This window comes from Streptomyces sp. NPDC048018, from assembly GCF_043202995.1.
In the GTDB taxonomy this organism is placed as follows: domain Bacteria; phylum Actinomycetota; class Actinomycetes; order Streptomycetales; family Streptomycetaceae; genus Streptomyces.
Genome location: NZ_JBIDBK010000014.1, coordinates 47,037 through 70,368 on the forward strand (window position 1 = coordinate 47,037; position 23,332 = coordinate 70,368).

Below are 23,332 nucleotides of genomic sequence, written 5' to 3' on the forward strand. Positions count from 1 at the left end.
AAGGCCACCACCGTGAAAGCACCAGCAGGACCCCCGAAGCGACCTTTCGCCGCACTCGCGGCGGCCGTCGCCCTGGTCCTGGTCACCGCCGGCTGCGGCACCGGCGCACCGGCCGATTCCGGCAACGGCCGGGTGACGTCCCTCACCGCGCTCGACTACTACACGGACACCGCCGAGCACGCCCACTGGGGCGAACTGCTCACCTCCTGCGGCAGGAAGGCCGGGGTGAGCGTCGAACACCGCAGCGTCCCCGCGCCGTCGCTCGTCCCCACGGCCCTGCGACAGGCCCAGGCCGGGACCCTGCCCGACCTGCTGATGCTCGACAACCCCGACCTCCAGCAGTTCGCGCGGTCCGGCGTGCTCACGCCGCTTCGCGAGCACGGCGTCCGAGGCGACGGCTTCGGCGCGGGCATCCTGTCGGCCGGCACGTACCAGGGCGAGGCGTACGGACTGGCCCCCACCGCGAACACCCTGGCGCTCTTCTACGACAAGGCCGCGCTCGCCGAAGCCGGCGTACCGGTTCCGCGTACCTGGGAGGAGCTGCGGAAGGCCGCCGCGGCGACCACCCGGCCCGGCCGCTACGGCCTGGCGGTCGACGCCGACGCGTCCTTCGAGGCTACTTTCCAGTTCCTGCCTTTCCTGTGGTCCAACGGCGGCGACGAGCGCCATCTCGACACTCCGCAGGCCGCCGAGGCCCTCCGCCTGTGGACCGGTCTCGTACGCGACGGCGCCATGTCGCGGTCGGTGCTCGGCTGGAACCAGGCGGACGTCCACGAGCAGTTCCTCGGTGGCAAGGCGGCCATGATGGTCAACGGCCCGTGGCGGATCCCCGCGCTCGAAGCGGCGAAGGACCTGGACTGGGGAGTCGTCCCGTTGCCCGTGCCCCGGGCCGGCGACACCCTGGTCACCCCCCTGGGCGGTGAGGTGTGGACCGTGCCGCGCACCGGCTCCGAGGCTCGCCGGAAGAAGGCGGCCGAGGTCCTCGCCTGCCTGAACGAGCCCGCGAGCATGCTGGCCCTGGCCCGGTGGCACCACACGGTCCCGTCGCGCCGTGATGTAGCTGCCCGGTACGCCGAGCAGGTCCCCGCGATGGCCGCCTTCGTCCGGAGCACCGAGGGCGCCCGGGCCCGTACCCGCGAACTGGGACCCGACTGGCCGCGGACGGCCGCCGCGATCCACACCGCCGTACAGGCCGCGGTGTCGGGGCAGCAGACACCCGAGGAGGCACTGCGGCGTGCGCAACGTGCGGCGACGGGCTCCTGATCCCCGGAGCCGGTGCAGCGCGACGGCCCGGGTGCGGCGGCGGGAGGCGGCGGTCCGCGCGGCGTTCCTCGCCCCGGCCGTCGCGTTCCTGCTGCTGTTCCTGGGGCGTCCGCTCGCCGACAACCTGACGGTGAGTCTGCGCGCCGCCACCGTCTCCTCCCTCCTCACAGGCGAAGCACCGTTCACCGGCCTGGAGAACCATCTCCTGCTGCTGCGCTCGGAGGAGTTCCGACGGGCGCTCACCACCACGGCCCTGTACACCGCGGGCTCCCTCGCCGCGCAGTTCGCCATCGGCCTGGGCCTCGCCCTGTTCTTCCACCGCTGCTTTCCGCTCGGCCGGACGATCCGCGCGTTGCTGCTGCTGCCGTGGCTCATGCCGCTGGTGGTGACCGGAACAGTGTGGCGGTGGATGCTGGAGACCGACGGAGGCGCCGTGAACGAGGTGCTGCGCGCACTCCACCTCGTCCACGCTGGTGTCCCCTGGATCACCGGCACCGACGAGGCGTTGGCGTCGGCGGTCCTCGTCAACACCTGGGTCGGCGTCCCCTTCACCACGGCCCTCCTGTACGGCGGTCTGCAGAGCGTCCCGCGTCAGGTCCACGAGGCGGCGCTCCTGGACGGGGCCGGTGCCGTGGCTCTCTTCCGGTACGTCACCTGGCCCCTGCTGCGGCCCACCGCGGGTGTCGTCCTCGTCCTCGGCGCCGTCTACACGCTCAGGTCACCGGACGTCGTGGTCGCGCTGACCGGCGGCGGACCCGCCGGCGCCACCCGTACGCTGGCCGTCCTGGCGTACGAGCAGTCCTTCCAGGAGTTCGACTTCGGGCGCGCCGCCGCCACCGGCAACGTGCTCGTCCTGATCGCCTTCGTTCTCGCTCTGCTGCATCTGCGCGCCGACCGCCGCGCCCGGACCCCCTGAGAGAGGAGAAACCGTGCTTCCCCTCCGACCACGACGGAGCCGGGGCCTGACGTCCACCCTCCTCGCGATCGTCCTGCTGGCGCTGATGCTGGCGCCGGTCCAGTGGATGGTGAGCACGTCCCTGCAGCCCGCGAACGGCCCGCGGCAGGGCGCCTGGTTCCCGACGGATCCCGATGCCGGCGGATACGCGACGGCGCTGCGGGAACAGGGCGGTCATCTCGGCACCAGCCTGATCGTGGCCCTCGGCGCGGCACTCCTGAGTCTCGCGCTGGCCGCTCCGGCGGCCCACGCGCTGGCCCTGCGGCCGCTCAGGGGCGCCGGCCCGGTCCTCTTCGGAGTGCTGCTGCTCCAGGCGGTGCCCGGCATCACCGTGGCGAACGCCCTGCACAGCGCCTACGCCGACGCCGGGCTCCTCGACTCCCACCTGGGTCTGGTGCTCGCCGACTCCACCGCCGGAGTGCCGTTCGCGATCCTCGTGCTGAGGTCCGCCATGCGGTCGATACCCCCCGAGATCGTCGAGGCGGCTCGTCTCGACGGCTCCGGGGCACTGCGCCTGTTCCGCTCCGTGGTGCTGCCGCTCAGCAGGAACGCGCTGGTCACGGCCGGTGTCTTCGCCTTCCTCTTCGCCTGGGGCGACACCCTGTTCGCCCTGGCCCTGACGACCTCCGACACCGTCCGTCCGGTCACCCTCGGCGTCTACGACTACCTCGGCGCCCACAGCACCCGGTGGGACGCGACCATGGCCACCGCCGTGCTCGCGTCCCTCCCGGCGGCCGTGCTGGTCGTCGTGGCCCAGCGCCACATCGCCGACAGCACCGCAGCGACCGTCCGGTGACACCTCGCCGGGCACCGGATCAGAGGCCGAACTCCTCCCTGCGATCCCCGGGCACAAGATCCGTGTACTCCGGGTGCTTCCCGAGCCAGCCCCGGATGAAGGGGCAATACGGCAGGACGCGCAGGCCCCGTGCACGGGCGTCGTCCAGGGCGCCGCGCGCCAGCCGGCCGCCCAGCCCCTGACCGGCGAAGCGCGGATCGGTCTCGGTGTGGACGAAGGAGATCTCTCCCGGCGCGAGGACGTAGTCGGCGAAGCCGCCGGTCTCCTCACCGTCCTGACCGACGAGGATCTCGTACCGGGACCGGTCGGGGCGGTCCACTACGCGTGGTTCCACTTCTGCTCCTTCGTCACTGGTGTTCACAGGGTCCGCCGCACGCCGGCCTGGCGTTCCAGGTTGCGCAGCTGCACGGCGAGGTCGCCCTCGACGGCGTGGTGGGCCGGTCCGCTGCGTCCGATGGGCAGGACCTCCTCGCTGCGCATGTCCTCCAGCATCAGGGCGAAGGCGGCGTACGTCGCCACGAGCGCGACGAGGAGACCGAGGGCGCCCGCCACCTGGCCGAGCCAGGAGATGCCGGTCAGCCCGGCCAGACCCGTGGCCGCCCAGCGCGGCAGGGAGACCACGAGCACGGCCCACAGGGCCCGCTTGGGTCCGGTCACCGCCACCATCAGCGCTCCGAAGCACAGGAACGCCAGATTGAACACGCCGAGCACGCGGTGCCCGCCGGCCGCGTCCGTGCCGATGACGAGCGCGTACGCCAGCCAGCTGCCGGCGAACGTGCCCATGAGCGTCGCCGCGATGACGTCCCTGGCGCCGAAGGCCAGCACGCTCACGAGGAACTGCAGGGCGAAGGCGGGCACCACGCACAGGGCGACGGCCGTGCGGTCCTCGGCGTCGAACACCCCCAGCTGGAGGCATGCGGTCATCACGGAGGCGATGGCCACGGTGAAGAAGCCCAGCGGCATGGGCGAGGCGATGGGGCGGAGGGTGATCCGGGTCATCGACCGCAGGTCGGGCTCGAAACGGCGCCCGGCAGTGCCGGGAACGGAACCCGCCCCGGTGTCCGTGTCCGTGTCTGCGTCGGCCTGGGCTCCTGTCCCTGTATTGGCCTTGGAATTCATACGGGTTCCTCGTTCGGTTCAGTGGGTGAGGCAGGGGTCCACGAAGGACGGCGGCGTCTCGGGCCCGGAGCCCCGCGCCGCCCGCCAGCGGCGATGCGCCTCGGACTCGGCCACGGCCTGCGCCATCAGTTCGGCCTGGCGCGCGCCGCCCGACCCGTAGCCGCCGAAGCGGGCGACCGGGGACCAGTCCGGGGCGACCGGAGGCAGCGCCTCGTCGAGGCCCTCGTACTCGGCGGTCGCGTACACGATGCGTCCGCCGACGACGGTGAAAACCGACTCGATGTCGGGGATCGCGGCGTCGGGCACGGCGAAGTAGTCGTCCGAGAGGACCGCGAGGTCGCCGTAGAAGCCCTCCCGCAGCACGCCCTTGACGTCCTCCTCGCCGGTGAGCCGTGCCCCGCCGCGGGTGTAGAGGGCGAGCGCCGTCTCCCTGCCGAGCAGTTCCGGGCCCGGACGGAGGGGGGTGCCGCCGACCGTGCGTCCGGTCACCAGCCAGTGGAGCGAGACCCACGGGTTGTACGAGGAGACGCGGGTCGCGTCCGTGCCGGCGGCGACGGTGAGTCCCCGGTCGAGCATGGCCCGTACGGGCGGCGTCCGGCCCGCCTCGACGGGGCCGTACCGGGAAAGGAAGGCGCTGCCCTGGAAGGACATGCGGTTCTGCACGGACACCGCGCCGCCGAGTGCGGCGATCCGGTCCAGGCTGCCTGCCGAGACCGTCTCCGCGTGGTCGAACAGCCAGCGTCCGTCGCCGGGGAAGAGGCCCTCGGCGGCGAGCTTCTCGAAGACGGCCAGGTCGCGGCGGATGGTCTCGTCGTACGTGGCGTGCAGGCGGAAGCCCCAGCCGTTCTCGACGAGGATCCGGACCGCCTGCTCGAACTCCGCCTCGTAGCCCGCGGTGAGTTCGGGGCGGGGTTCCGAGAAGTTCTCGAAGTCGGCGGCGGCCCAGGTCAGGTTCTCGCCGGCGCCGTTGAGCCGCAACCACTCGTCGCCGTCCCCAGGCTTCACCGTCTCCGTCCACCGGCGCAGGTCGGCGAGCTCCTGGCCGGCCGTCTGCGGAAACAGGTGGTACGCGATGCGCAGCGAGAGCTCCCCCGACCGGGCCAGGTCGGCGACGGTGGCGTAGTCGTCGGGGAAGTTCTGGAAGCCGCCGGCGGCGTCGACCGCCGAGGTCAGCCCGAAACGGTTCAGCTCGCGCAGGAAGTGCCGGGTCGACGTGCGCTTGTCGGCCGCGTCGAGGGTGGGCGCCTTGGCCAGGGTGGAGTAGAGGAGCAGCGCGCCGGGCGCGGCGAGGAGCACGCCGTTCGGTTCACCGTCCCGGCCGCGGACGATCTGTCCGCCGCGCGGGTCGGGGGTGTCGCGGGTGTATCCGGCGGCGCGGAGGGCCGCCCGGTTCATCAGCGCCGACTGGTAGAGGTGCAGGACGAACACGGGGGTGTCGGGGGCGGCCGCGTTGAGCTCGGCGACGGTGGGCATCCGGCGCTCGGCGAACTGCTCGGCGGTCCAGCCGCCGACGACCCGGATCCACTGGCCCTTGGGGGTGCGCCCTGCCTGCTCGCGCAGCATCGCCAGGGCGTGGCGGAGGCTGCGCACGCCGTCCCAGCGCAGTTCGAGCACGTAGTTCAGCCCGCCCCGGATGACGTGCAGGTGCGAGTCGTTGAGACCGGGGACCACTCGGCGGCCGAGCGCGTCGACGACCCGGGTGCCGGGGCCGACGAGCGGCGCGAGTTCGTGGTCGTCGCCCAGGGCGGCCACCCGGCCGTCGCGGATCGCGACGGCGCGGGCGTGCGGGCGGTGGGGATCGCCGGTGAACACCTTGGCGTTGCGGACCAGGAGGTCGGCGTGCGCGGCCTCCCGCCGCGGGGCGGGCACGAGGCCCGCCACCGGCATGCTCGTCGACGGCCCGGTCACGCGAGGGCCTTGCGCAGGGTGGTGACCGCGAGACCGATGGCCAGCTCGGCGGCGTGCGTCTCTCGCAGCGCGTTCAGCATCACGAAGTCGTGGAGGGTGCCGAGCACGCGCAGGGCGGTGACCGGCACTCCGGCCGTGCGGAGACGGGCGGCGTACGCCTCGCCCTCGTCACGCAGGACATCGGCCTCCGCGGTGATCACCAGGGCCGGCGGCAGTCCGGCGAGCTGTTCGGTGGTGGCGCGCAGCGGGGACGCGGTGATCTGTGCCCGCTCGGCCTCGTCGGTCGTGTACTGGTCCCAGAACCACTTCATGGCGTCGCGGCGCAGGAAGTAGCCCTCGCCGAACCGGTGGTACGAGTCGGTGTCGAAGCTCGCGTCGGTGACCGGGTAGAAGAGGACCTGCTGGACGAACGTGACGTCGCCGCGCTGCTTGGCCATGAGGGTCAGGGCCGCGCTCATGTTGCCGCCGACCGAGTCGCCCGCGACGGCGATCCGCGTGCCGTCGAGGTCCTTGTGGTGTCCCTCGCGGGCGATCCACTGGGCGACGGTGTAGTTCTGCTCGATCGCGACCGGGTAGCGGGCCTCGGGCGAGAGGTCGTACTCGGGGAAGACCACGGCCGCCCCGGTGCCGACGGCGAGTTCGCGGACGAGCCGGTCGTGGGTGTGGGCGTTGCCGAAGACCCAGCCGGCGCCGTGGACGTAGAGGACGACGGGGAGCGGGCCGGTGGCGCCGCGCGGGCGGACGATCCGGGCGCGGACGTCGCCGGCCGGGCCGCCGTGGACGGTGATCCACTCCTCGTCGACGTCCGGAAGGGGGACGCCCTCGCTGCTCTGGACGTCGTCCACGGCCTTGCGGCCCTCGGCGACGGGGATCTGGTAGAGGTACGGCGGCTGGGCGGTGGCGTCGGCGAACGCCTGGGCGGCGGGTTCGAGGATGGGTGACTGCGACATGACGGATGCTCCTTGCTGAAGAGATCGAGGGGTCGGGGAAGGGTCAGCGGGTGCTGCGGGCGGCGTCGAGGATGACGCTGGCGACGACGCCCGGCCGGGACACGGGGACAGCGTGCGAGGCGGTCACCTCGGTGATGCGCGAGCCGGCGCGGCGGGCCATCCATCGCTCGGCGGCCGGCGGGATGTTCCGGTCCTCGGTGGCGACCAGCGCCCAGGACGGGACGGTCTTCCAGGCGGCCGACGCGGCCTTCTCCTCCAGGGCGGCGGTGGCGACCGGCCGCTGGGTGGCGGCCAGCACGGCGGCCTCCGTCACGGGCACGTCGGCGGCGAACTGGCGTGGGTACTTGGCCTGGTCGATGACGAGTTCGGTACCGGTGCCGCCACCGGGCAGCGGGTACGGCATCGGGTTCACCGTCTCGCCGAGGGTGGAGCCGGGGAACTTCGCGGCCAGTTCGGCGGCGCTCTCGCCCTTGTCCGGGGTGAACGCGGCGATGTAGACGAGGGCCTTCACCCGGAGGTCGCCCGTGGCCGCGGAGCTGATGACGGCGCCGCCGTAGGAGTGGCCGACGAGGACGAGGGGGCCGTCGATCCCGGCGAGGACCGCGCGCAGGGCGGCGGCGTCGGCGGCGAGGCCGCGTAGCGGGTTGGCGATGGCGACGACGGGATACCCGGCCCGCTGGAGCCGCTTGACTGTGCCGCTCCAGCTGGACGCGTCGGCGAACGCGCCGTGCACGAGCACGATGGTGGGCTTGGGCCCGGTGTACCCGCGGCCCTCGGCGGCGCCGCTCGCGGGAGCCGTGGCGGCGGTGAGGGAGGCGAGGGCCGCCGTCAGGGCGACGGCGGTGATGGTCTTCGGGACAAACATGAGATGTTCCTTGAGGGAGAGGCGGGGAATCAGCCGAGGAAGGCGAGCAGTTCGGCGTTGACCTCGGCGGCGTGGGTCCACAGCAGGCCGTGCGGGGCGCCGGGCACGATCGTCAGCCGGGCCCCGTCGATCAGGCCTGACAGCGGGACGGCGGTGGCCTCGACGGGCAGCGTGCGGTCAGCGTCACCATGGATGATCAGCGTGGGCACGTCGATGCGTGACAGGTCGGCCCGGAAGTCGGTGCGCCACGCCCGGACGCAGTCGAGGGTGCCCTTGGCGGAGGCGCCGGCGGCGCCGTTCCAGCTCGCCCGCACGACCTGATCGCTGATGCGCTCGCCGCCCAGGACGTCGACGTTGTAGAAGTCGGCGAGGAAGTCGGTCATGAAAGCGTGGCGGTCGGAGGCGACGGCCTCCTGGATGCCCTTGAGGACGCTGCCGTCGACGCCGCCAGGGTTGTCGTCGCCCTCGAGCAGGAAAGGCGGGACGACGCCGATCATGACGGCCTTCGAGATGCGCTCGGAGCCGTAGGAACCGAGGTAGCGCGTGACTTCGCCGCTGCCCATGGAGAAGCCGACGAGCACGGCGTCGCGCAGGTCGAGGGCGGTGAGTACGGCGTGGAGATCGGCGGCGAGGGTGTCGTAGTCGTAGCCGTACGCGGGCTGGTCCGAGCGGCCGAAACCGCGCCGGTCGTAGGTGACGACCCGGTGGCCCGCGGTGAGGAGGGCGGCGGTCTGCTTCTCCCACGAGGCGCCGTCGAGTGGCCATCCGTGGACGAGGACGACCGGCTGCCCGGTGCCGTGGTCCTCGTAGTAGAGCTCAACGGGGGCGGACTCGCGGTCGGCGACGTCGACGAAAGGCATGGCCGTACTCCTTCTGTGCGGGGGAGGAAAGGGGGGCGGGCCGGATCTAGAGGCCGTACGCCTCCAGGAGGCGCAGCCAGACCTCGCTGACCGTGGGGAACGCGGGAACCGCGTGCCACAGGCGGTCGAGCGGGACCTCCCCCACGACGGCGAGGGTGGCCGTGTGGATGAGTTCCGTGGCCATGGGGCCGGTGAGGGTGCAGCCGACGACGACCTGACGGGCCTCGTCGACGACGAGCGTGGCGAGGCCCCGGTAGCCGTCCGCGTGGAGCGCGGCTCCGGCCACCTCGTCGGTGCGGTACTGGACGACGCGGACCGGGAGCCCGGCCTCGCGTGCCGCGCGTTCGGTCAGTCCGACGCGGGCGATCTCGGGGCGGGTGAAGACGGCCTGCGGTACGGCGGTGCGGTCCGCGGCGGCGCTCCAGGGTTGGTGGGGACCGGCCGCCGGGCGGCGGCCGGCCGCCCTCTCGGCGATCGCCGCCGCGCAGGCGCGGGCCTGGTACTTGGCCATGTGGGTCAGCGGCGCCCGGCCGTTGACGTCGCCGACGGCGTAGAGCCAGTCGCCGTGTGGCAGAGGCACCCGGCAGGTGTCGTCGACCGGAAGCGTCTCTCCCGAGGGCAGGCCGACCGTGTCGAGGCCGAGGTCGTCGGTGCGCGGACGGTGGCCGACGGCGGCGAGGACCTCGTCGCAGACGAGGGAGGAGCCGTCGTCCGTGTCCACGATCGCTTCACCGGTCGCCGGGTCGCGTCGCACTCGGGTGGCCGAGACGCCGAAGCGGACGGTGACGCCGAGGGTGCTCAGCCCCCGTGTCACCTCTTCGCCCGCGCACGGTTCCCAGTCGGTGAGCAGGGCCCGGTCGCGTACGAGGAGGGTGACGGAGGCGCCGAGGGAGCTCCAGGCGGTGGCCGACTCGCACGCCACGATCCCGCCGCCGATGACGACGAGCCGGTCCGGCACCGCGTCGGCCGTGGTGGCCTCGCGGCTGGTCCACGCACCGATTTGGTCGATGCCGGGCACCGGCGGCAGGGCGGGGCGCGTGCCCGGGGCGAGGACGACCGCGTTCCGGGCGTACAGGGTGCGTACGCCACCGTCGGCGCCGGTCACCGTGACGCGGCGCTCGCCGTCGAGCCGGCCGTGGCCCCGCACCAGCGTCACCCCGGCGCCCTGGAGCCAGCCCGCCTGACCGGTGTCGTCCCCGCGACCGGTGAACCGGTCACGGCGGGCGAGCACGGCGGCCGGGTCCAGCGGCCCGGTCACCGCCTGCCGGGCCCCGTCGACGGCGCGTGCCGCGTCGCGTACCGCGCCGGGACGGAGCAGGGCCTTGCTCGGCACGCAGGCACGGTAGGAGCACTCGCCGCCGACCGCCTCCTTCTCGACGAGGACCGTGGTCAGTCCGGCACGTGCGGTCCGGGCGGCAGCGACCTCGCCGCCCGGACCGCCGCCGACCACGACGACGTCGTACACGTCGGTGCCCTGCATCAGCTGCGTACCAACGGGGTGTCCACCAGGTGCTCGGCCAGGAACCACACCTGGGCCTCGCCGGTGCGGATGACCTCGGAGACGAGCAGGTCGGTGCTGCCCTCGTCGCCCTCCGCCTGGATCCGGGCGGCGGCGTCCCGGGCGTCGATCAGGATCCGCTCGTGCGCGTCGAGGAGTCGCGACAGCATGACCGGGACCCCCTCGACGCCGTCCGGCGGACGGGGAATCGAGGTGAGCTCCGCGACGTGGCGCGGGTCGCCGACGGCGACACCGCCGAGGCTCTGGACCCGCTCGGCCAGCGCGTCCACGATCGCCAGCTGGGCCTCCGCGTGCTTGTCGAGCATGAGATGGAGCGAGTAGAAGGTCGCACCACGCATGAGCCAGTGGTGCTTCTTGTAGAGCGCGTACAGGATCTGCGTGTCGGCGAGGACGCGGTTCAGCCGCTGGCACGCGTACAGGCGGGTGTCGTGGCCGAGGCCGATCGGCAGCTGCTTGAGCGTGCCGAACGCCTGGGTCTCGGCGCCCTTCTGGTGCAGCAGCGGCTGGCCGCCCCCGCGCGGGGCGGTCGTGGGTGCGTTGTTCATGAGGTGCTTCCGTTACGGGACGGGGTGGGTGGTGGGCTCGGCGCGATGCAGGAGAAGCCGGGCGAGGAGCCCGGAGGCGACGCCGGCCACGAGGGCAGGCAGCGCCCACCAGGAGGGGTACGGCGTGAGGCCCAGCGCCGCGTCGGCGGACCAGGCGCCGGGGCCGGTGGCAGCCAGTGCCGTGGCGGTGCCGATGAGGACGAGGGGGTACTCGTAGCCGTCGTTCTGCACCCACAGGCCGTGAGGGAGCTTCACGGTGAGGGCGACGGTCATGACCCCGATGGCGCCGGTGGCGGCCGCCGGGGTGAGGAGCCCGGCGGCCAGGAGCAGACCGGAACCGATCTGGCCGCCGCCCGCGGCGAGGGCCGTGAGGACCCCGCCGCGGAACCCGTCGCCCCGGAACTCCTCCGCGCCGCCTTCGAGCCCCCGGCCACCGAGGTGCCGACTGACCTTCTGCACCCCGTGGCCCGCGATCAGGAGCCCCACCAGCAGACGCAGGATCAGAATGCCGGTGTCCACGAGGGTCAGCCGGCGGCGTGCGCGCCGATGACGGCCTGCGCGTACACGACGCCCAGGCCGTAGGCGCCCGCGTGCGCCTTGACGATCTCCATGACGGCGCCGTACGTCTCCTGGCGGGCCCAGTCGCGCTGCAGCTCCAGGAGCACCTGCACCCACGTGACGGGTACGGCGCCGGCCGCGATCATCCGCTGCAGGGCGTGCTCGTGGGCGGCCGGGGTGACGCCGCCGGAGGCGTCGGCGACGACGTACACCTCGTAGCCCTGCTCCAGCGCGGACAGTGCGGGCAGCACCAGGCAGACCTCGGTCCACAGACCGGACAGGATGATCTTCTTGCGTCCGGTCGCCTTGACCGCCGCGACGAGCGCCTCGTCCTCCCAGGCGTTCATGGTGGTGCGGTCGATGATCTCGTTCTTCGGGAAGACCTCGGCGAGCTGCGGCAGCAGGGGGCCGGAGAAGGACTCGGCGGCGACCGTGGTGAGGACGGCCGGCACGTCGAACGCCCTGGCGGCCTTGGCGAGGCCCACGGTGCTGTTGATGATCGCGGCGCGGTCACCGCTGCCGGTGCCGAAGAACATCTGCGGCTGGTGGTCCACGAAGAGCATGACCGCGTTGTCGGGCGTGAGCAGGTCGGAGCTGGGAGCGGCGTGCACCTGCGAGTTGTCGGACATTCAGGATCCTCTCGGAGCTGTGGGAACCCGTCGGCCGCGGTCGTGCGGCGAACGGAACGCCCCGAAGCTATGACCGCTGCGTCCCCTCGACTCGTCCGTCCGTGCACAGCCACTTACACCCCTGCGCACACCTCCTCGTGCTCCTCCCTTGCGGAGCGTGGAGGGAGGGCTTGGGGATCTGTACCAGTCGCACCTTGCGGTTCCTGATCGAACAACTGACGGCCATGCGCCATGACATCGGGACACGTTGGCTGCGCCCTCCCGCTCCGAGACAAGCCCTGATCTTCCTGGCCCAGCTGGCCGTCGGGTTCGGCATCGAGGTCCTGTCAGCCGGACACGCCCGCCGACAGGGCATGCCCTGCGCGCTTCGGTACGCCATCTCTCCTCGGCTGGCTGCACGACGCACAGGGGGCATTTCAACGAATTCAAGAGTTTCGTTCGGTCGCGTGACCAGGGGTTTTCTAGCGGAGTAGGCCGTGTGCCGTACGAGGTGGGCGGCGTGAGGGGGCCGGCGGGCCGTGGCGTGGCCTCGGCCCGTGCCGGTGGTGGCCTGTTCGGCGGTCGGCGCGAAGGGATGGCTGGGGAATGACTCGGACTCTGATTACCGGCGGTCTTGTGATCACGGCTGCGGACGAGGTGCACGCGGATGTGCTGATCGAGCACGGCCGGGTAGTGGCGTTGGCGGCGCCGGGGACGCAGGAATGGACGGCGGACCGGGTGATCGACGCGTCACAGAAGTACGTGATCCCGGGCGGGGTCGACGCGCACACACACATGGAGCTGCCCTTCGGCGGCACGTTCGCGTCGGACACATTCGAGACGGGGACGCGGGCGGCGGCGTGGGGCGGGACGACGACGATCGTCGATTTCGCGGTGCAGGCGAAGGGCGAGCGGCTTCGGGCCGGCCTGGACGCCTGGCACATGAAGGCGGACGGGAACTGTGCGATCGACTACGCGTTCCACATGATCATGTCGGACGTGAACGAGTCGACGCTGCGGGAGATGCCGAAGCTGGTCGAGCTCGGAATTTCCTCGTTCAAATTGTTTATCGCGTATCCGGGTGTCTTTTATTCGGATGACGGGCAGATTCTGCGGGCGATGCAAGTCGCCGGCGATTCCGGTGGGTTGATCATGATGCACGCGGAGAACGGCATCGCGATCGACGTCCTGGTGGAGCAGGCCCTGGCCCGGGGCGAGACTGACCCGCGGTACCACGTGGAGGTCCGCAAGGCGCTCCTGGAGGCGGAGGCCACCCACCGGGCGATCCAGCTCGCTCGGGTCGCGGGCTCCCCGCTGTACGTCGTCCACGTGTCCGCCGAGGAGGCGGTGGCGGAGCTGGCGGCGGCCCGGGACCTGGGCCTGCCGGTCTTCGGTGAGACGTGCCCGCAGTACCTTTTCCTGTCGACGGACAACCTGGCGGAGCCGGACTTCGAGGGCGCCAAGTACGTCTGCTCGACCCCGCTGCGGCCGAAGGAGCATCAGGCGGCGCTGTGGCGGGGGCTGCGGACGAACGACCTCCAGGTGGTGTCAACCGACCACTGCCCCTTCTGCTTCGTCGGTCAGAAGGAGCTGGGCCGGGGCGACTTCTCGAAGATCCCCAACGGCCTGCCGGGCGTGGAGAACCGCATGGATCTGCTGCACCAGGCGGTGGTCGACGGACACATCTCGCGCCGGCGCTGGATCGAGATCGCCTGCGCCACCCCGGCCCGGATGTTCGGCCTCTACCCGCAGAAGGGCACGATCGCGCCGGGAGCCGACGCCGATGTCGTGATCTACGACCCGCACGCCACCCAGACCCTGTCGGCCGAGACTCACCACATGAACGTCGACTACTCGGCGTACGAGGGGAAGACGGTGACCGGCCAGGTCGAGACCGTCCTGTCCCGTGGCGAGGTGATCATCGACCAGCGGAAGTACACGGGGCACGCGGGGCATGGGGCGTTTGTGCCGCGCGGTCTTTGTCAGTACCTGGGCTGAGCAGCCTGGCGTCTTGTCGCACCGATTCGAACTTGGAGGTCCCGCGTGGACTTCGGACTCGTCCTGCAGACCGACCCGCCCGCCTCCGAGGTCGTCGGGCTGATGCGCCGGGCGGAACGCAACGGCTTCCGCTACGGCTGGACCTTCGACTCCGCCGTGCTCTGGCAGGAACCCTTCGTCATCTACAGCCGGATCCTGGAACACACCACCAAGCTGCACGTCGGCCCGATGGTCACCAACCCCGGCACCCGTACGTGGGAGGTCACCGCCTCCACCTTCGCCACCCTCAACGACATGTACGGCAACCGGACCGTCTGCGGCATCGGCCGCGGCGACTCCGCCATGCGCGTCGCCGGCCGCAGGCCCAACACCCTGGCCCGGCTCGGCGAGGCCATCGAGGTCATCCGCGACCTGGCCGAGGGCCGCGAGGCGAGCGTGGACGGCAACCCGATCCGCATCCCGTGGGTGAAGAACGGCAAGCTGCCCGTCTGGATGGCGGCCTACGGCCCCAAGGCCCTCGCCCTCGCCGGCCAGAAGGCCGACGGCTTCATCCTCCAGCTCGCCGACCCCTTCCTCACCGAATGGATGGTCAAGGCCGTCCGCGAGGCGGCGCGGGACGCCGGCCGGGACCCCGACGCCCTCACCATCTGTGTCGCCGCTCCCGCCTACGTGACCGCGGACGCCTCCGCCGAGGCCCTGGCGCACGCCCGGGACCAGTGCCGCTGGTTCGGCGGCATGGTCGGCAACCACGTCGCCGACCTCGTCGCCAAGTACGGCGAGCACTCCGGCATGGTGCCGGAGGAGCTGACCACGTACATCAAGGACCGGCAGGGCTACGACTACTCCCACCACGGCCGCGCCGACAACCCCGACACCGCCTTCGTCCCCGACGAGATCGTCGACCGCTTCTGCCTCCTCGGCCCCGCGGAGGCGCACATCGACAAGCTCCGCCACCTCAAGAGCCTGGGCGTCGACCAGTTCGCCGTCTACGACATGCACGACAACCGCGAGGGCACCATCGACGCCTACGGCTCCGAGATCATCCCGGCGCTGAACGCCTGACCCGGGTCCACCGAATGCACGTCAGGCACGACGTCGCGCCGGTCCGCCGACGTGGGGAAGGCATCTGTCAGGTCCGGGCCGTGAACGGGCGTGGCGGTGACGGCGGCCGCGACATCGACGTGCGCAAGGCGGCCGCCCGCGGATCTGCCGGCTCCCTCCCGCCATGATTCTTCGTGGCCCAGCTGCCCGGTGAGGTGGCGCTACCGGCCCGCGTTCTTCGTGGTGGAGGGGCTGTCGCTGCTCCGGGTGGCAGCCCAGGAGGCGAGCAGGCGCAGTCCCTCTTCGGAGGGCGAGCCGGGTTCGGCGGTGTAGATGGTGAGGGTGAGGCCGGGTTCGGCGGCCATGTCCAGGCCCTCGAAGGCGAGGGTGAGCTCTCCGACGGCCGGGTGGTGGAAGCGTTTGGTGCCCGTGCCGTGGTGGCGGACGTTGTGGGCGCCCCAGCGGGTGCGGAATTCCTCGCTGCGGGTGGACAGCTCGCCGACGAGGTCGTGCAGGTCCTTGTCGTGCGGATTTCGCCCGGCTTCGGTGCGCAGGATGGCCACGGCGACGTCAGCGAAGAGGTCCCAGTCGGGGTAGAAGCGGCGCGAGGCGGGGTCGAGGAAGTTGAAGCGAGCCAGGTTCGCCTGGTTGCCAGGGGCGGCGTAGACGTCGGCGTAGAAGGCGCGGGCGAGCGGGTTGGCGGCCAGGATGTCCATGCGGCCGTTGCGGACGAACGCAGGACCTGCGGTGATGGCGTCCAAGGTCCATTGCAGGCTGCGGTGCGGCCGCCACTGGTCCTTCGTGCGCCGTCGGCGGGGGCGGTTGAGGACGTCGGATCCGTCGGCGGTCCGGGCCAGGTTCAGCAGGTGGGCGCGTTCGGCGTCATCGAGCTGGAGGGCCCGGGCGAGAGCTTCCAGGACGGACGGTGAGACGCCTGCGAGGTTGCCGCGTTCGAGCTTGGCGTAGTACTCGACGCTCATGTCGGCCAGGGCAGCGACCTCGCTTCTGCGGAGGCCGGGCACCCGGCGTCGGGGGCCTGCCGGCAGACCGGCCTGCTCGGGGGTGATCCTGGCTCGCCGCGAGGTGAGGAACTCGCGGACCTCCTCGCGGTTGTCCATGCCTTCGACGGTACGGCCTGCCCGGCAGAGGAGGGATGTACTGCTGGTACACCCCTCGTCAGTGACTCGCTGTCCGCGCGGGATGCGGGTTACCTGGTTGACGTGGCGCTCGCCGTCCGCCCGTCACAGCGGGCAGGCCGGGCGCCGGGGCCCCTGGGCCCGCAGGCGGCGGAATCGCGGTCTGCGCCGGGGCTCACCCATGAGAGGGCCTGCCGGAACCCACCTGGCGTCGGCAGGCTTCGACAGGCAAGGAGCCTTCCCCATGCGCGGAGCAGTCATCCACGCCCCCGGTGACATCCGGTTCGAGACCGTGGACGATGCCAAGATCCTCAAGCCGACCGACGCCGTCATCCGGACGGCCGTGACCTGCGTGTGCGGTTCCGACCTGTGGCCCTACCGCGGCGCGGAGCCGACGGAGCACGCACATCCCATGGGCCACGAGTACGTCGGCTTCGTCGAGGAGGTCGGATCCGCGGTCACCTCGGTGAAGCCGGGCCAGTTCGTCGTCGGCTCGTTCGCCACCTCGGACAACACCTGTGCGAACTGTCGCAACGGCTTCCAGGCGAACTGCCTGAACCGCGAGTTCATGTCCACCTGCCAGGCCGAGTACGTCCGCATTCCCAACGCCCAGGGCACCCTGGTCGCCACCGAGGACGTGCCGGGCGAGGATCTGTGGCCCGGTCTGCTTGCCGTGTCCGACGTCATGGGCACCGGCTGGTGGGCCGCGGACGCCGCCGAGGTGAGGCCCGGCTCGACCGCCGTGGTCGTCGGGGACGGCGCGGTCGGCCTGTGCGGCGTGATCGCGGCCAAGGAGCTGGGCGCGGAGCGCATCATCGCCATGTCACGGCACGCCTCCCGCCAGAAGCTGGCGCGCGAGTTCGGCGCCACCGACATCGTCACCGAGCGTGGCGAGGAAGGTGTCGCCCGGATCAAGGAGCTGACCGGCGGGATCGGTGCCGACTCCGTCCTGGAGTGCGTCGGCACCGCTCAGGCCATGAGCCAGGCCCTGCATTCCGCCCGGCCCGGCGGCAACGTCGGCTTCGTCGGCGTCCCCCACGAGGTCGCCGTCGATGGACAGGAACTGTTCTTCTCCCACGTCGGCCTGCGCGGCGGTCCCGCCCCCGTACGCCGATACCTCCCCGACCTGATCGACCACGTCCTTCAGGGCCGGATCGACCCGGGCAGGGTCTTCGACCTCACCCTGCCCCTGGAGCAGGTCGCCGAGGGCTACAAGGCGATGGACGAGCGCCGTGCGATCAAAGCCCTCCTCAAGCCCTGACCCCCTACCGCACAAGGAGCCACCGTGCAGATCACCCGCAGCTCGATCGACACCGTCAAGGGCCCGGCAGACTGGTTCACCGGTGACGTCTACATCGACCCCGTCGCCGCCGCGCCCGCCCCGTCCCGGGTCACCGCGGCCCTGGTCCACTTCATGCCCGGCGCCCGCACCCACTGGCACCGCCACCCCCTGGGGCAGACCGTCTTCGTCACCGAAGGCGTCGGCCTGTGCCAGCGCCGCGGCGGCCCGGTCGAGGTCATCCGCCCCGGCGACCGCGTCCTCTTCGAGGCCGACGAGGAGCACTGGCACGGCGCCGCGCCGAACCGGCTCATGGTCCACCTGGCCATCAACGAGGGCGACGCCGACCACGACGTCGTCCACTGGCTGACCCCCGTCACCGACGAGGAGTACGCCGCCACCCCGGCCATCGGCTGAACCCCGGCGCACACCGCTCCTTCCCCCGGCCTTGACGGGGCCCACTCCCACCCACGTCTCTGAGGACAACTCCCGTGACCACATTCGCTCTCGTCGGTGCCGGCCCCGCCCGCGCGCTGCGCGGCACCACAGGCCCCTCCCGGATCGTCGCCCACCACACCACCGACACCGAACACCCGCGAACCGCGGACGCCACCGCGACGTCCGCGCGCTGAACGTCCCGCCCATACACCTTCGCTGGGAGCCACCGTCATGAACCCCACGTACGACTTCACCGGCCAGGTCGCCTTCGTCACCGGCGCCTCCTCCGGCATGGGCCTGGCCACCGCCCGCGCCTTCGCCGAAGCGGGGGCCGCCGTCGCCCTCGCCGACATCAACGAGGACGCCGTCAACGCCGCCGTCAGGCAGCTCACCGACGACGGTCACCAGGCCCTCGCCCTGGTCTGCGATGTCACCGACGAGGATCAGGTCGCCGCCGCCGTCGACCGCACCGTGGAGACGTTCGGGCGGCTCGACATGGCCTACAACAACGCCGGGATCATGCCGCCGCCCACCGACGCCGCCGACGAGAGCGCCGAGCAGTTCGACCGCGTCCAGGGCATCAACCTCCGGGGCATCTGGGCGAGCGTGAAGCACGAACTGCGCCACATGCGCACCCAGGGCAGCGGCACGATCGTCAACTGCTCCTCCCTCGGCGGCCTGGTCGGCAACCCCGGCCGCGCCGCCTACCACGCGTCCAAGCACGGCGTCATCGGCCTCACCAAGAGCGTCGCCCTCGAATACGGCTCCCGCGGCGTCCGGATCAACGCCGTCTGCCCCGGCACCATCAGCACCCCCATGGTCGACGCCATGGTCGAAGGCGGAGAACTCGACCGCTCCCAGGCCGAAGGGGGCCAGGCCATCGACCGGCTCGGCACCCCCGACGAGATCGCCCAGGCCGTCCTCTGGCTCTGCAGCGACGGCGCCAGCTACGTCACCGGCATCGCCCTGCCCGTCGACGGCGGCTACGTCGCCCAATAGCCAGCCCGCCCCCCGCCGCATGCCCCGCAGCCGACCACCTCGTTGAACGAGGGATGGGGCGCGACCCGCCGGGGCGGGACGGGGGCCAGGTCGGTCAGCGGTCCTGGGAGAGTTCCAGGAGTTCGGCGAAGGTGCCGCCGCCGTGGGCGAGGTCGTCGTACCGGCCCTGCTCGGTGATCCGGCCGTGCTCCATCACGATGACGTGGTCGGCGATCCGCGTGTTCTCCAGACGGTGGGTGACCACGATCGTGATGCGGTCGGCGGCGATGGCCTTGATCTGCTCGAAGATCTGGTGCTCGCCCCGCGGGTCCATCTGGGAGGTGGGCTCGTCGAGGATCAGCAGCTCGGGCCGCCGGTACAGGGCCCGGGAGCACGCGATGCGCTGCCACTGGCCGCCGGAGAGTTCCGTCCCGCCGAAGATGTCCCGGGCGAGGAGGGTGTCCAGACCCGCCGGGAGGTCCTCGACGGCGTCGCGCAGCCCGACCGCGTCGACGGCCGCCCACACCGGGGCGTCGTCGTGGGTGCGCGGCTGACCGAGGGTCACGTTCTCGCGGACGCGCAGCGGCCACTGCGCGAAGATCTGCGGCACCAGACCGGTGCGCGCCCACACCGTCGCGGGGTCCAGCGCGGCGAGGTCGACGCCGTTCCACGAGACGGTGCCCTTGTCCGCCAGGTAGACCCCGGTGAGCAGCCGGGTGAGGGTGCTCTTCCCGGAGCCGTTCGCTCCGACGATCGCGAGGATCTGCCCGCGCCGCAGGGTCAGCGAGACGCCGTCGACGGCGGGCCTGTCCTTGCCCGGGTACTGGTAGACGGCCTCCTCCAGACGGATCTCGTCGACGGTCGAGGCGAGGCGGCGCGGTCCGCGGGCGGGGGCGCGGGCAGCGGCAGCGTCAAGGAAGGACTGCATGTCGCCGAGGTACAGGCTGGTGTGAAAGACCGCGGCACCGTTGACGACGACCTGCGACAGGGCGGCGAGCGTGGTCTGCACGGCGATGACCGCCGTCGCCGCGACCGCGAGGCCGATCCGGCCCGACACCGCCAGCCACGCCAGGGCACCCCACGTCGCCAGCAGGAACACACCGCCGGCCAGCGCCGACAGCAGCCCGATCCGGAAGGTTCGCGGCGCGGCGGCCAGGGTGCGCCGGTCGCACCGGTCGGACAGGGCCCGGTACCAGTAGACGAGGTAATCGGTCATGGAGTTCGCGCGGACCTCGTCGCTGTACTTGGACTCGGTCGCCCACCACCGCATCATCCCGCGGACGTTGCGGTCGGCCACGTTGGCGTAGTGGATCTCGTAGTCGACCCGTGCGCTCAGCACGGCCCCGACACCGGCCGGAAGGACGGCGAGCAGGAGCAGCGGCAGCATCAGCGGGTTCAGTACCGACAGCACGCCCCCGGCGGTGACCATGCGGATCACCGCCGATACGAACCGCTGGGCGTCGGTCACCATCACATGGGTCCGAAGCACCCCCATCTCCGCCGCCTCGCGCCGGTCCGCGAACCCGTCCTCCGCGTACGCCACCGCCTCCACCCGGCACACCGCCTCGACCAGCGCCGAGTCCGTCTCCGTCGTCAGCCGCGGTGTGATCCGCCGCTCCGCGTACGCGGTCACCGCCGCCGCCGTCCGAGCCAGCGCCGCGGCGAGGGCCACCACCAGCAGTGCCGGCAGCGCACCGCGCAGCCTCTCCCCGGCGGAACCGGTTCCGAGGACGGGCTGCATGGCGCGGGCGGTGGCGGTGAGCAGCACCGCGGCGGAGACGCCCGTGACCAGCTGACAGCCGACGAGCAGCTGCACGGCGCGCCGGTCGGTCCGCCACGACAGCCGCGCGATGCGGCCCAGGACGGCGGGGATCTGCGCGCACATGCGCTGGAAGGAGACCTCGGCGAGCGGGTTGATCGCGTACTGCCCGCTATAGGTGATCTCCGCGGGCGGCGGTGGCGGCGGCGGGTCCTGCTGCTCGTTCATGGGCGTCGAGGTCAACGGCGGGTCCTCCTGAGCGGTCGTCCGGTGTGGGTTGTGAAGCTCAACGATCCCGCCGGGATATCGAACTGGTGTTTTTCGGACTCCGTCGGATCCCCGGGATTCGGCGCGTGTCGGAGCATGGAAGGTGCACCGACCCGGGTTTCCCAACGGCCCCGATGAGAAGGGCGGTTGGCCGAAACGCCGACGGCAGCCCCTTGGGGGCGAAGGCGGGCGCGTGTGCGAACAACGGCCCCGCCTTACTCGTCGAGGGCGCCCCCCCGCACGCATCCCTCGCTGGAGCCGAATCCTGGCGACCGCTGATGCCGACCTCTCGGACGCTCTCGGCGTCTGCCTGGAACGCCACCCGGACGAAGCCGAGCGGCTGTCCGAGTCGCTGCGGCTCCCGGCGGAAGGCCGGGACCCCGCCTCCCGGCGCAGCCCCATGCGCGTGACCGTCGGCGCCCTGCTCGTCCGCGACGACGCCCAGATCCAGTTCATCGAGCATCTCGCCTACGCCTCACTCCTCAGCCGGACCGTCCCCACCCGGACGCGGGCGCCCCCCGCCGGAGTCCGGCGGGGGGCGCCCGCGTCTGCCCGGGACGTTCAGGACAAGCGCGTGGACAGCACCAGACCGTCACCGATGGGCAGCTCGACCGTGGCGTAGTCCGGACCGTTGACGTGCTCCAGGTACGGCTCCCACAGCCAGCGCGCGAGGTTCACGTCGTCGCCCAGCACCAGGGCGTTCGGGGCCAGCACCGGCTCCAGCATCTTCAGGACGGTGAGGTTGTCGTCCTTCCACGCGTCGAGGAGCAGCAGGTCGATCGGGCCCTCCAGGTCCGCCAGCGTCTTCAGCGCGTCGCCCTCGCGGATCTCCACGTACTCGGTGAGACCGGCCTCCGCGATGTTGCGCTGGGCGACCTCGATCTTGGACGGCATCACCTCGGTGCCGATCACCTTGCCGCCGCCGTTGTCCTTCACCCCCGCCGCCAGGTAGATCGTCGACACCGCGAACGACGTGCCGAACTCCACCGCCGTACGCACGTTGCGGTTCCGGCACAGCAGGTACATCAGGTTGCCGATGTCCCGGTGGACCGGCAGGTAGGCCTCCGCGAACATCTCGTTGAGGGCCTCGTGGCCGATCTGCTCCGGCGGCCGCCCGTCGGCGATCAGCTTCTGGATCGGGTCCGCGTCCTTGACCTTCTCGTCCTCGTAGAGACGGTCGAGCAGTGCGCTGACGTTCTCGTTCTTCAGTGTCGACATGCCACGCCTTTCGGGCGTCGGGGGAGCTGGCCGGCGCGGCCAGTCCGAGCGGAGATCGAATCGAGGAGAGCCCGTCCGGGCCCGGACCGGCCGCAAGCGCGCCGGTCTCGGTGACATCCACCTGAGCACCGGGTTCGGCGACGAGGCTAGGGCCCCGCGGCACCGACAGGACCCCGGCCGGGGTGTCTTAGGGGGGCCGGTTCCACTGATCTGGGGTCCGGTCCGCTGGCGCCCCCGATCGGCCGGGTGGCTGAATGACCGAGGCCGGGACAGGTCCCTCCGCCCCGCGCCCCCGCGCCGGTCCCGACCGGCGCCGCAGCCCCTCAGCCGACGATTGGACGAGCGAGTGGACGAACGAGTGGACGCACACGTGGACCGGCTGCGGGCAGGCCGGCTCTTCTTCGCCCACCACCACCTGACCGGATCGGCCTGGGGGCAGCCCGCCGTCCACCCCTTCCCCGAACGGGCCGCCGCCGTCGCCGCCGCAGGATCGACCGGCATCGGATTCGACGCCCAGGAACTCACCCAGCTCGTCGCCGAGCACTCCGCCGACTGGGTCCGGGACGTCCTCGCCGACCACGGCCTGCGCATCGGCGAACTCGAGGTGCTGACCTGGTGGTGGGGCACCCGTGACGACCCCGACGCCTCCCGGCCCATGGCGGAGTCGATGTTCGCCCTCGCCGACGAGTTCGGCATCGGCCGGCTCAAGGCGTCCGCCGTGTTCCTGCAGGAGGCCGACCGGCCGCCGCTGGAGACGCTCGCCGAGCGCTTCGCCGTCCTGTGCGACCGGGCCGCCGGGCACGGCCTGCGCATCGCCCTCGAACCCGTCGCGGCCTTCCCGCACTTCGGCTACGCCGACGCCGCACAGGTCGTCCTCGACGCCGACCGGCCCAACGGCGGCATCGAGATCGACGCCTGGCACTTCTTCCGGGACCCGACCGGCTTCGCCGCCCTGGACCTGCTGGACGGACGGCACATCACCGGACTCGAACTCTGCGACGGCGTCGCCGAACCGCAGGTGTCCCTCATGGAGGACTCCGCGGACGGCCGGCTGCTGCCCGGCACGGGCGCCTTCGACCTGCGCCGGCTGCTGGACGAGATCGAACGCAAGCGACCCGACGTCGACCTGTCGGTGGAGGTCCTCTCCGCCCCGCTGCGGACCCTGTCCCCGGCCGAGAACACCAAGCGGACGGTGGCGGCGCTCGACACCCTGCTCCACCGGCGCTGACCGGCACCCGGCCCGCTCCCCAGCTCCCGTCAGTCAGTCATTCA

Annotated in this window: 23 protein-coding genes; 10 read left to right on the forward strand and 13 right to left on the reverse strand. The window is 72.0% G+C overall.

The window, feature by feature from the left end; all coding sequences use genetic code 11:
• The first annotated feature begins 12 nt into the window (after positions 1 to 12).
• Genes ACGF1Z_RS33520 through ACGF1Z_RS33530 form a run of 3 tightly spaced genes read left to right on the forward strand, consistent with a single transcriptional unit; the run spans position 13 to position 3,014 of the window.
• Entirely contained in the window at positions 13 to 1,263 is a 1,251-nt protein-coding gene (locus ACGF1Z_RS33520; RefSeq protein ID WP_393010076.1) for an extracellular solute-binding protein, read from the forward strand.
• Positions 1,235 to 2,179 (forward strand): carbohydrate ABC transporter permease, encoded by a 945-nt coding sequence (locus tag ACGF1Z_RS33525; protein WP_393010077.1) that lies wholly within the window; start codon positions 1,235 to 1,237, stop codon positions 2,177 to 2,179. The genes ACGF1Z_RS33520 and ACGF1Z_RS33525 overlap by 29 nt, the downstream gene beginning before the upstream one ends.
• Before the next feature lie 13 nt (positions 2,180 to 2,192).
• Positions 2,193 to 3,014: a carbohydrate ABC transporter permease gene (locus tag ACGF1Z_RS33530; protein ID WP_393010079.1), complete on the forward strand. Its 822-nt coding sequence runs from the start codon at positions 2,193 to 2,195 to the stop codon at positions 3,012 to 3,014.
• A gap of 19 nt (positions 3,015 to 3,033) precedes the next feature.
• On the opposite strand, the gene ACGF1Z_RS33535 is transcribed toward ACGF1Z_RS33530, so the two are convergent.
• The 10 genes from ACGF1Z_RS33535 to ACGF1Z_RS33580 all read right to left on the reverse strand — a co-directional run bounded on the left by ACGF1Z_RS33535 (position 3,034) and on the right by ACGF1Z_RS33580 (position 11,967).
• Positions 3,034 to 3,348, reverse strand: a complete 315-nt coding sequence (locus ACGF1Z_RS33535; protein WP_393010081.1) for a GNAT family N-acetyltransferase — start codon at positions 3,346 to 3,348, stop codon at positions 3,034 to 3,036.
• Between the two features lie 23 nt (positions 3,349 to 3,371).
• On the reverse strand, positions 3,372 to 4,013 hold the full coding sequence (locus tag ACGF1Z_RS33540) for a GPR1/FUN34/YaaH family transporter (RefSeq protein WP_393010119.1): 642 nt from the start codon (positions 4,011 to 4,013) through the stop codon (positions 3,372 to 3,374).
• A gap of 138 nt (positions 4,014 to 4,151) precedes the next feature.
• Positions 4,152 to 6,020, reverse strand: a complete 1,869-nt coding sequence (locus ACGF1Z_RS33545) for an amidohydrolase (RefSeq protein ID WP_393010121.1) — start codon at positions 6,018 to 6,020, stop codon at positions 4,152 to 4,154.
• A 17-nt stretch (positions 6,021 to 6,037) separates the two neighbouring features.
• Entirely contained in the window at positions 6,038 to 6,991 is a 954-nt protein-coding gene (locus ACGF1Z_RS33550; RefSeq protein WP_393010083.1) for an alpha/beta hydrolase, read from the reverse strand.
• A gap of 43 nt (positions 6,992 to 7,034) precedes the next feature.
• Positions 7,035 to 7,856 carry an alpha/beta fold hydrolase gene (locus tag ACGF1Z_RS33555; RefSeq protein WP_393010085.1) on the reverse strand — a complete coding sequence of 274 codons (822 nt, stop codon included), beginning with the start codon at positions 7,854 to 7,856 and terminating at the stop codon, positions 7,035 to 7,037.
• A 29-nt stretch (positions 7,857 to 7,885) separates the two neighbouring features.
• The gene (locus ACGF1Z_RS33560) at positions 7,886 to 8,716 is read right to left on the reverse strand and encodes an alpha/beta fold hydrolase (protein ID WP_393010087.1); all 831 of its coding nucleotides are present in this window, start codon (positions 8,714 to 8,716) and stop codon (positions 7,886 to 7,888) included.
• Between the two features lie 46 nt (positions 8,717 to 8,762).
• Positions 8,763 to 10,196: a dihydrolipoyl dehydrogenase family protein gene (locus tag ACGF1Z_RS33565; RefSeq protein WP_393010089.1), complete on the reverse strand. Its 1,434-nt coding sequence runs from the start codon at positions 10,194 to 10,196 to the stop codon at positions 8,763 to 8,765.
• Positions 10,196 to 10,780: a Dps family protein gene (locus tag ACGF1Z_RS33570; protein WP_393010091.1), complete on the reverse strand. Its 585-nt coding sequence runs from the start codon at positions 10,778 to 10,780 to the stop codon at positions 10,196 to 10,198. The genes ACGF1Z_RS33565 and ACGF1Z_RS33570 overlap by 1 nt, the downstream gene beginning before the upstream one ends.
• 12 nt (positions 10,781 to 10,792) lie before the next feature.
• On the reverse strand, positions 10,793 to 11,299 hold the full coding sequence (locus ACGF1Z_RS33575; protein ID WP_383446710.1) for a DoxX family protein: 507 nt from the start codon (positions 11,297 to 11,299) through the stop codon (positions 10,793 to 10,795).
• 5 nt (positions 11,300 to 11,304) lie between these two features.
• Positions 11,305 to 11,967 (reverse strand): hydrolase, encoded by a 663-nt coding sequence (locus ACGF1Z_RS33580; protein WP_393010093.1) that lies wholly within the window; start codon positions 11,965 to 11,967, stop codon positions 11,305 to 11,307.
• Between the two features lie 585 nt (positions 11,968 to 12,552).
• Between ACGF1Z_RS33580 and hydA the strand changes: the two genes are divergently transcribed.
• Both hydA and ACGF1Z_RS33590 read left to right on the forward strand, forming a co-directional pair.
• Positions 12,553 to 13,944: a dihydropyrimidinase gene (hydA, locus tag ACGF1Z_RS33585; RefSeq protein WP_393010095.1), complete on the forward strand. Its 1,392-nt coding sequence runs from the start codon at positions 12,553 to 12,555 to the stop codon at positions 13,942 to 13,944.
• 45 nt (positions 13,945 to 13,989) lie between these two features.
• Positions 13,990 to 15,006, forward strand: a complete 1,017-nt coding sequence (locus ACGF1Z_RS33590) for a TIGR03842 family LLM class F420-dependent oxidoreductase (RefSeq protein ID WP_393010097.1) — start codon at positions 13,990 to 13,992, stop codon at positions 15,004 to 15,006.
• Between the two features lie 200 nt (positions 15,007 to 15,206).
• On the opposite strand, the gene ACGF1Z_RS33595 is transcribed toward ACGF1Z_RS33590, so the two are convergent.
• Positions 15,207 to 16,103 (reverse strand): helix-turn-helix transcriptional regulator, encoded by an 897-nt coding sequence (locus tag ACGF1Z_RS33595; RefSeq protein ID WP_393010099.1) that lies wholly within the window; start codon positions 16,101 to 16,103, stop codon positions 15,207 to 15,209.
• 262 nt (positions 16,104 to 16,365) lie between these two features.
• On the opposite strand from ACGF1Z_RS33595, the gene ACGF1Z_RS33600 reads away from it, so the two are divergent.
• From ACGF1Z_RS33600 to ACGF1Z_RS33615, 4 genes are all read left to right on the forward strand, one after another.
• Entirely contained in the window at positions 16,366 to 17,382 is a 1,017-nt protein-coding gene (locus ACGF1Z_RS33600; protein ID WP_393010101.1) for a zinc-dependent alcohol dehydrogenase family protein, read from the forward strand.
• 24 nt (positions 17,383 to 17,406) lie between these two features.
• Positions 17,407 to 17,817 carry a cupin domain-containing protein gene (locus tag ACGF1Z_RS33605; RefSeq protein WP_393010103.1) on the forward strand — a complete coding sequence of 137 codons (411 nt, stop codon included), beginning with the start codon at positions 17,407 to 17,409 and terminating at the stop codon, positions 17,815 to 17,817.
• A gap of 74 nt (positions 17,818 to 17,891) precedes the next feature.
• Entirely contained in the window at positions 17,892 to 18,032 is a 141-nt protein-coding gene (locus ACGF1Z_RS33610; RefSeq protein WP_393010105.1) for a hypothetical protein, read from the forward strand.
• A 37-nt stretch (positions 18,033 to 18,069) separates the two neighbouring features.
• Positions 18,070 to 18,837 carry an SDR family NAD(P)-dependent oxidoreductase gene (locus ACGF1Z_RS33615; protein WP_393010107.1) on the forward strand — a complete coding sequence of 256 codons (768 nt, stop codon included), beginning with the start codon at positions 18,070 to 18,072 and terminating at the stop codon, positions 18,835 to 18,837.
• A gap of 94 nt (positions 18,838 to 18,931) precedes the next feature.
• Here ACGF1Z_RS33615 and ACGF1Z_RS33620 read toward each other — a convergent pair whose 3' ends face one another.
• Positions 18,932 to 20,803, reverse strand: coding sequence for an ATP-binding cassette domain-containing protein (locus tag ACGF1Z_RS33620; RefSeq protein ID WP_393010123.1), 1,872 nt, complete (start codon positions 20,801 to 20,803; stop codon positions 18,932 to 18,934).
• A 600-nt stretch (positions 20,804 to 21,403) separates the two neighbouring features.
• Positions 21,404 to 22,060 (reverse strand): O-methyltransferase, encoded by a 657-nt coding sequence (locus ACGF1Z_RS33625; protein ID WP_393010109.1) that lies wholly within the window; start codon positions 22,058 to 22,060, stop codon positions 21,404 to 21,406.
• 358 nt (positions 22,061 to 22,418) lie between these two features.
• Between ACGF1Z_RS33625 and ACGF1Z_RS33630 the strand changes: the two genes are divergently transcribed.
• On the forward strand, positions 22,419 to 23,288 hold the full coding sequence (locus ACGF1Z_RS33630) for a sugar phosphate isomerase/epimerase family protein (protein ID WP_393010111.1): 870 nt from the start codon (positions 22,419 to 22,421) through the stop codon (positions 23,286 to 23,288).
• Positions 23,289 to 23,332: the final 44 nt, after the last annotated feature.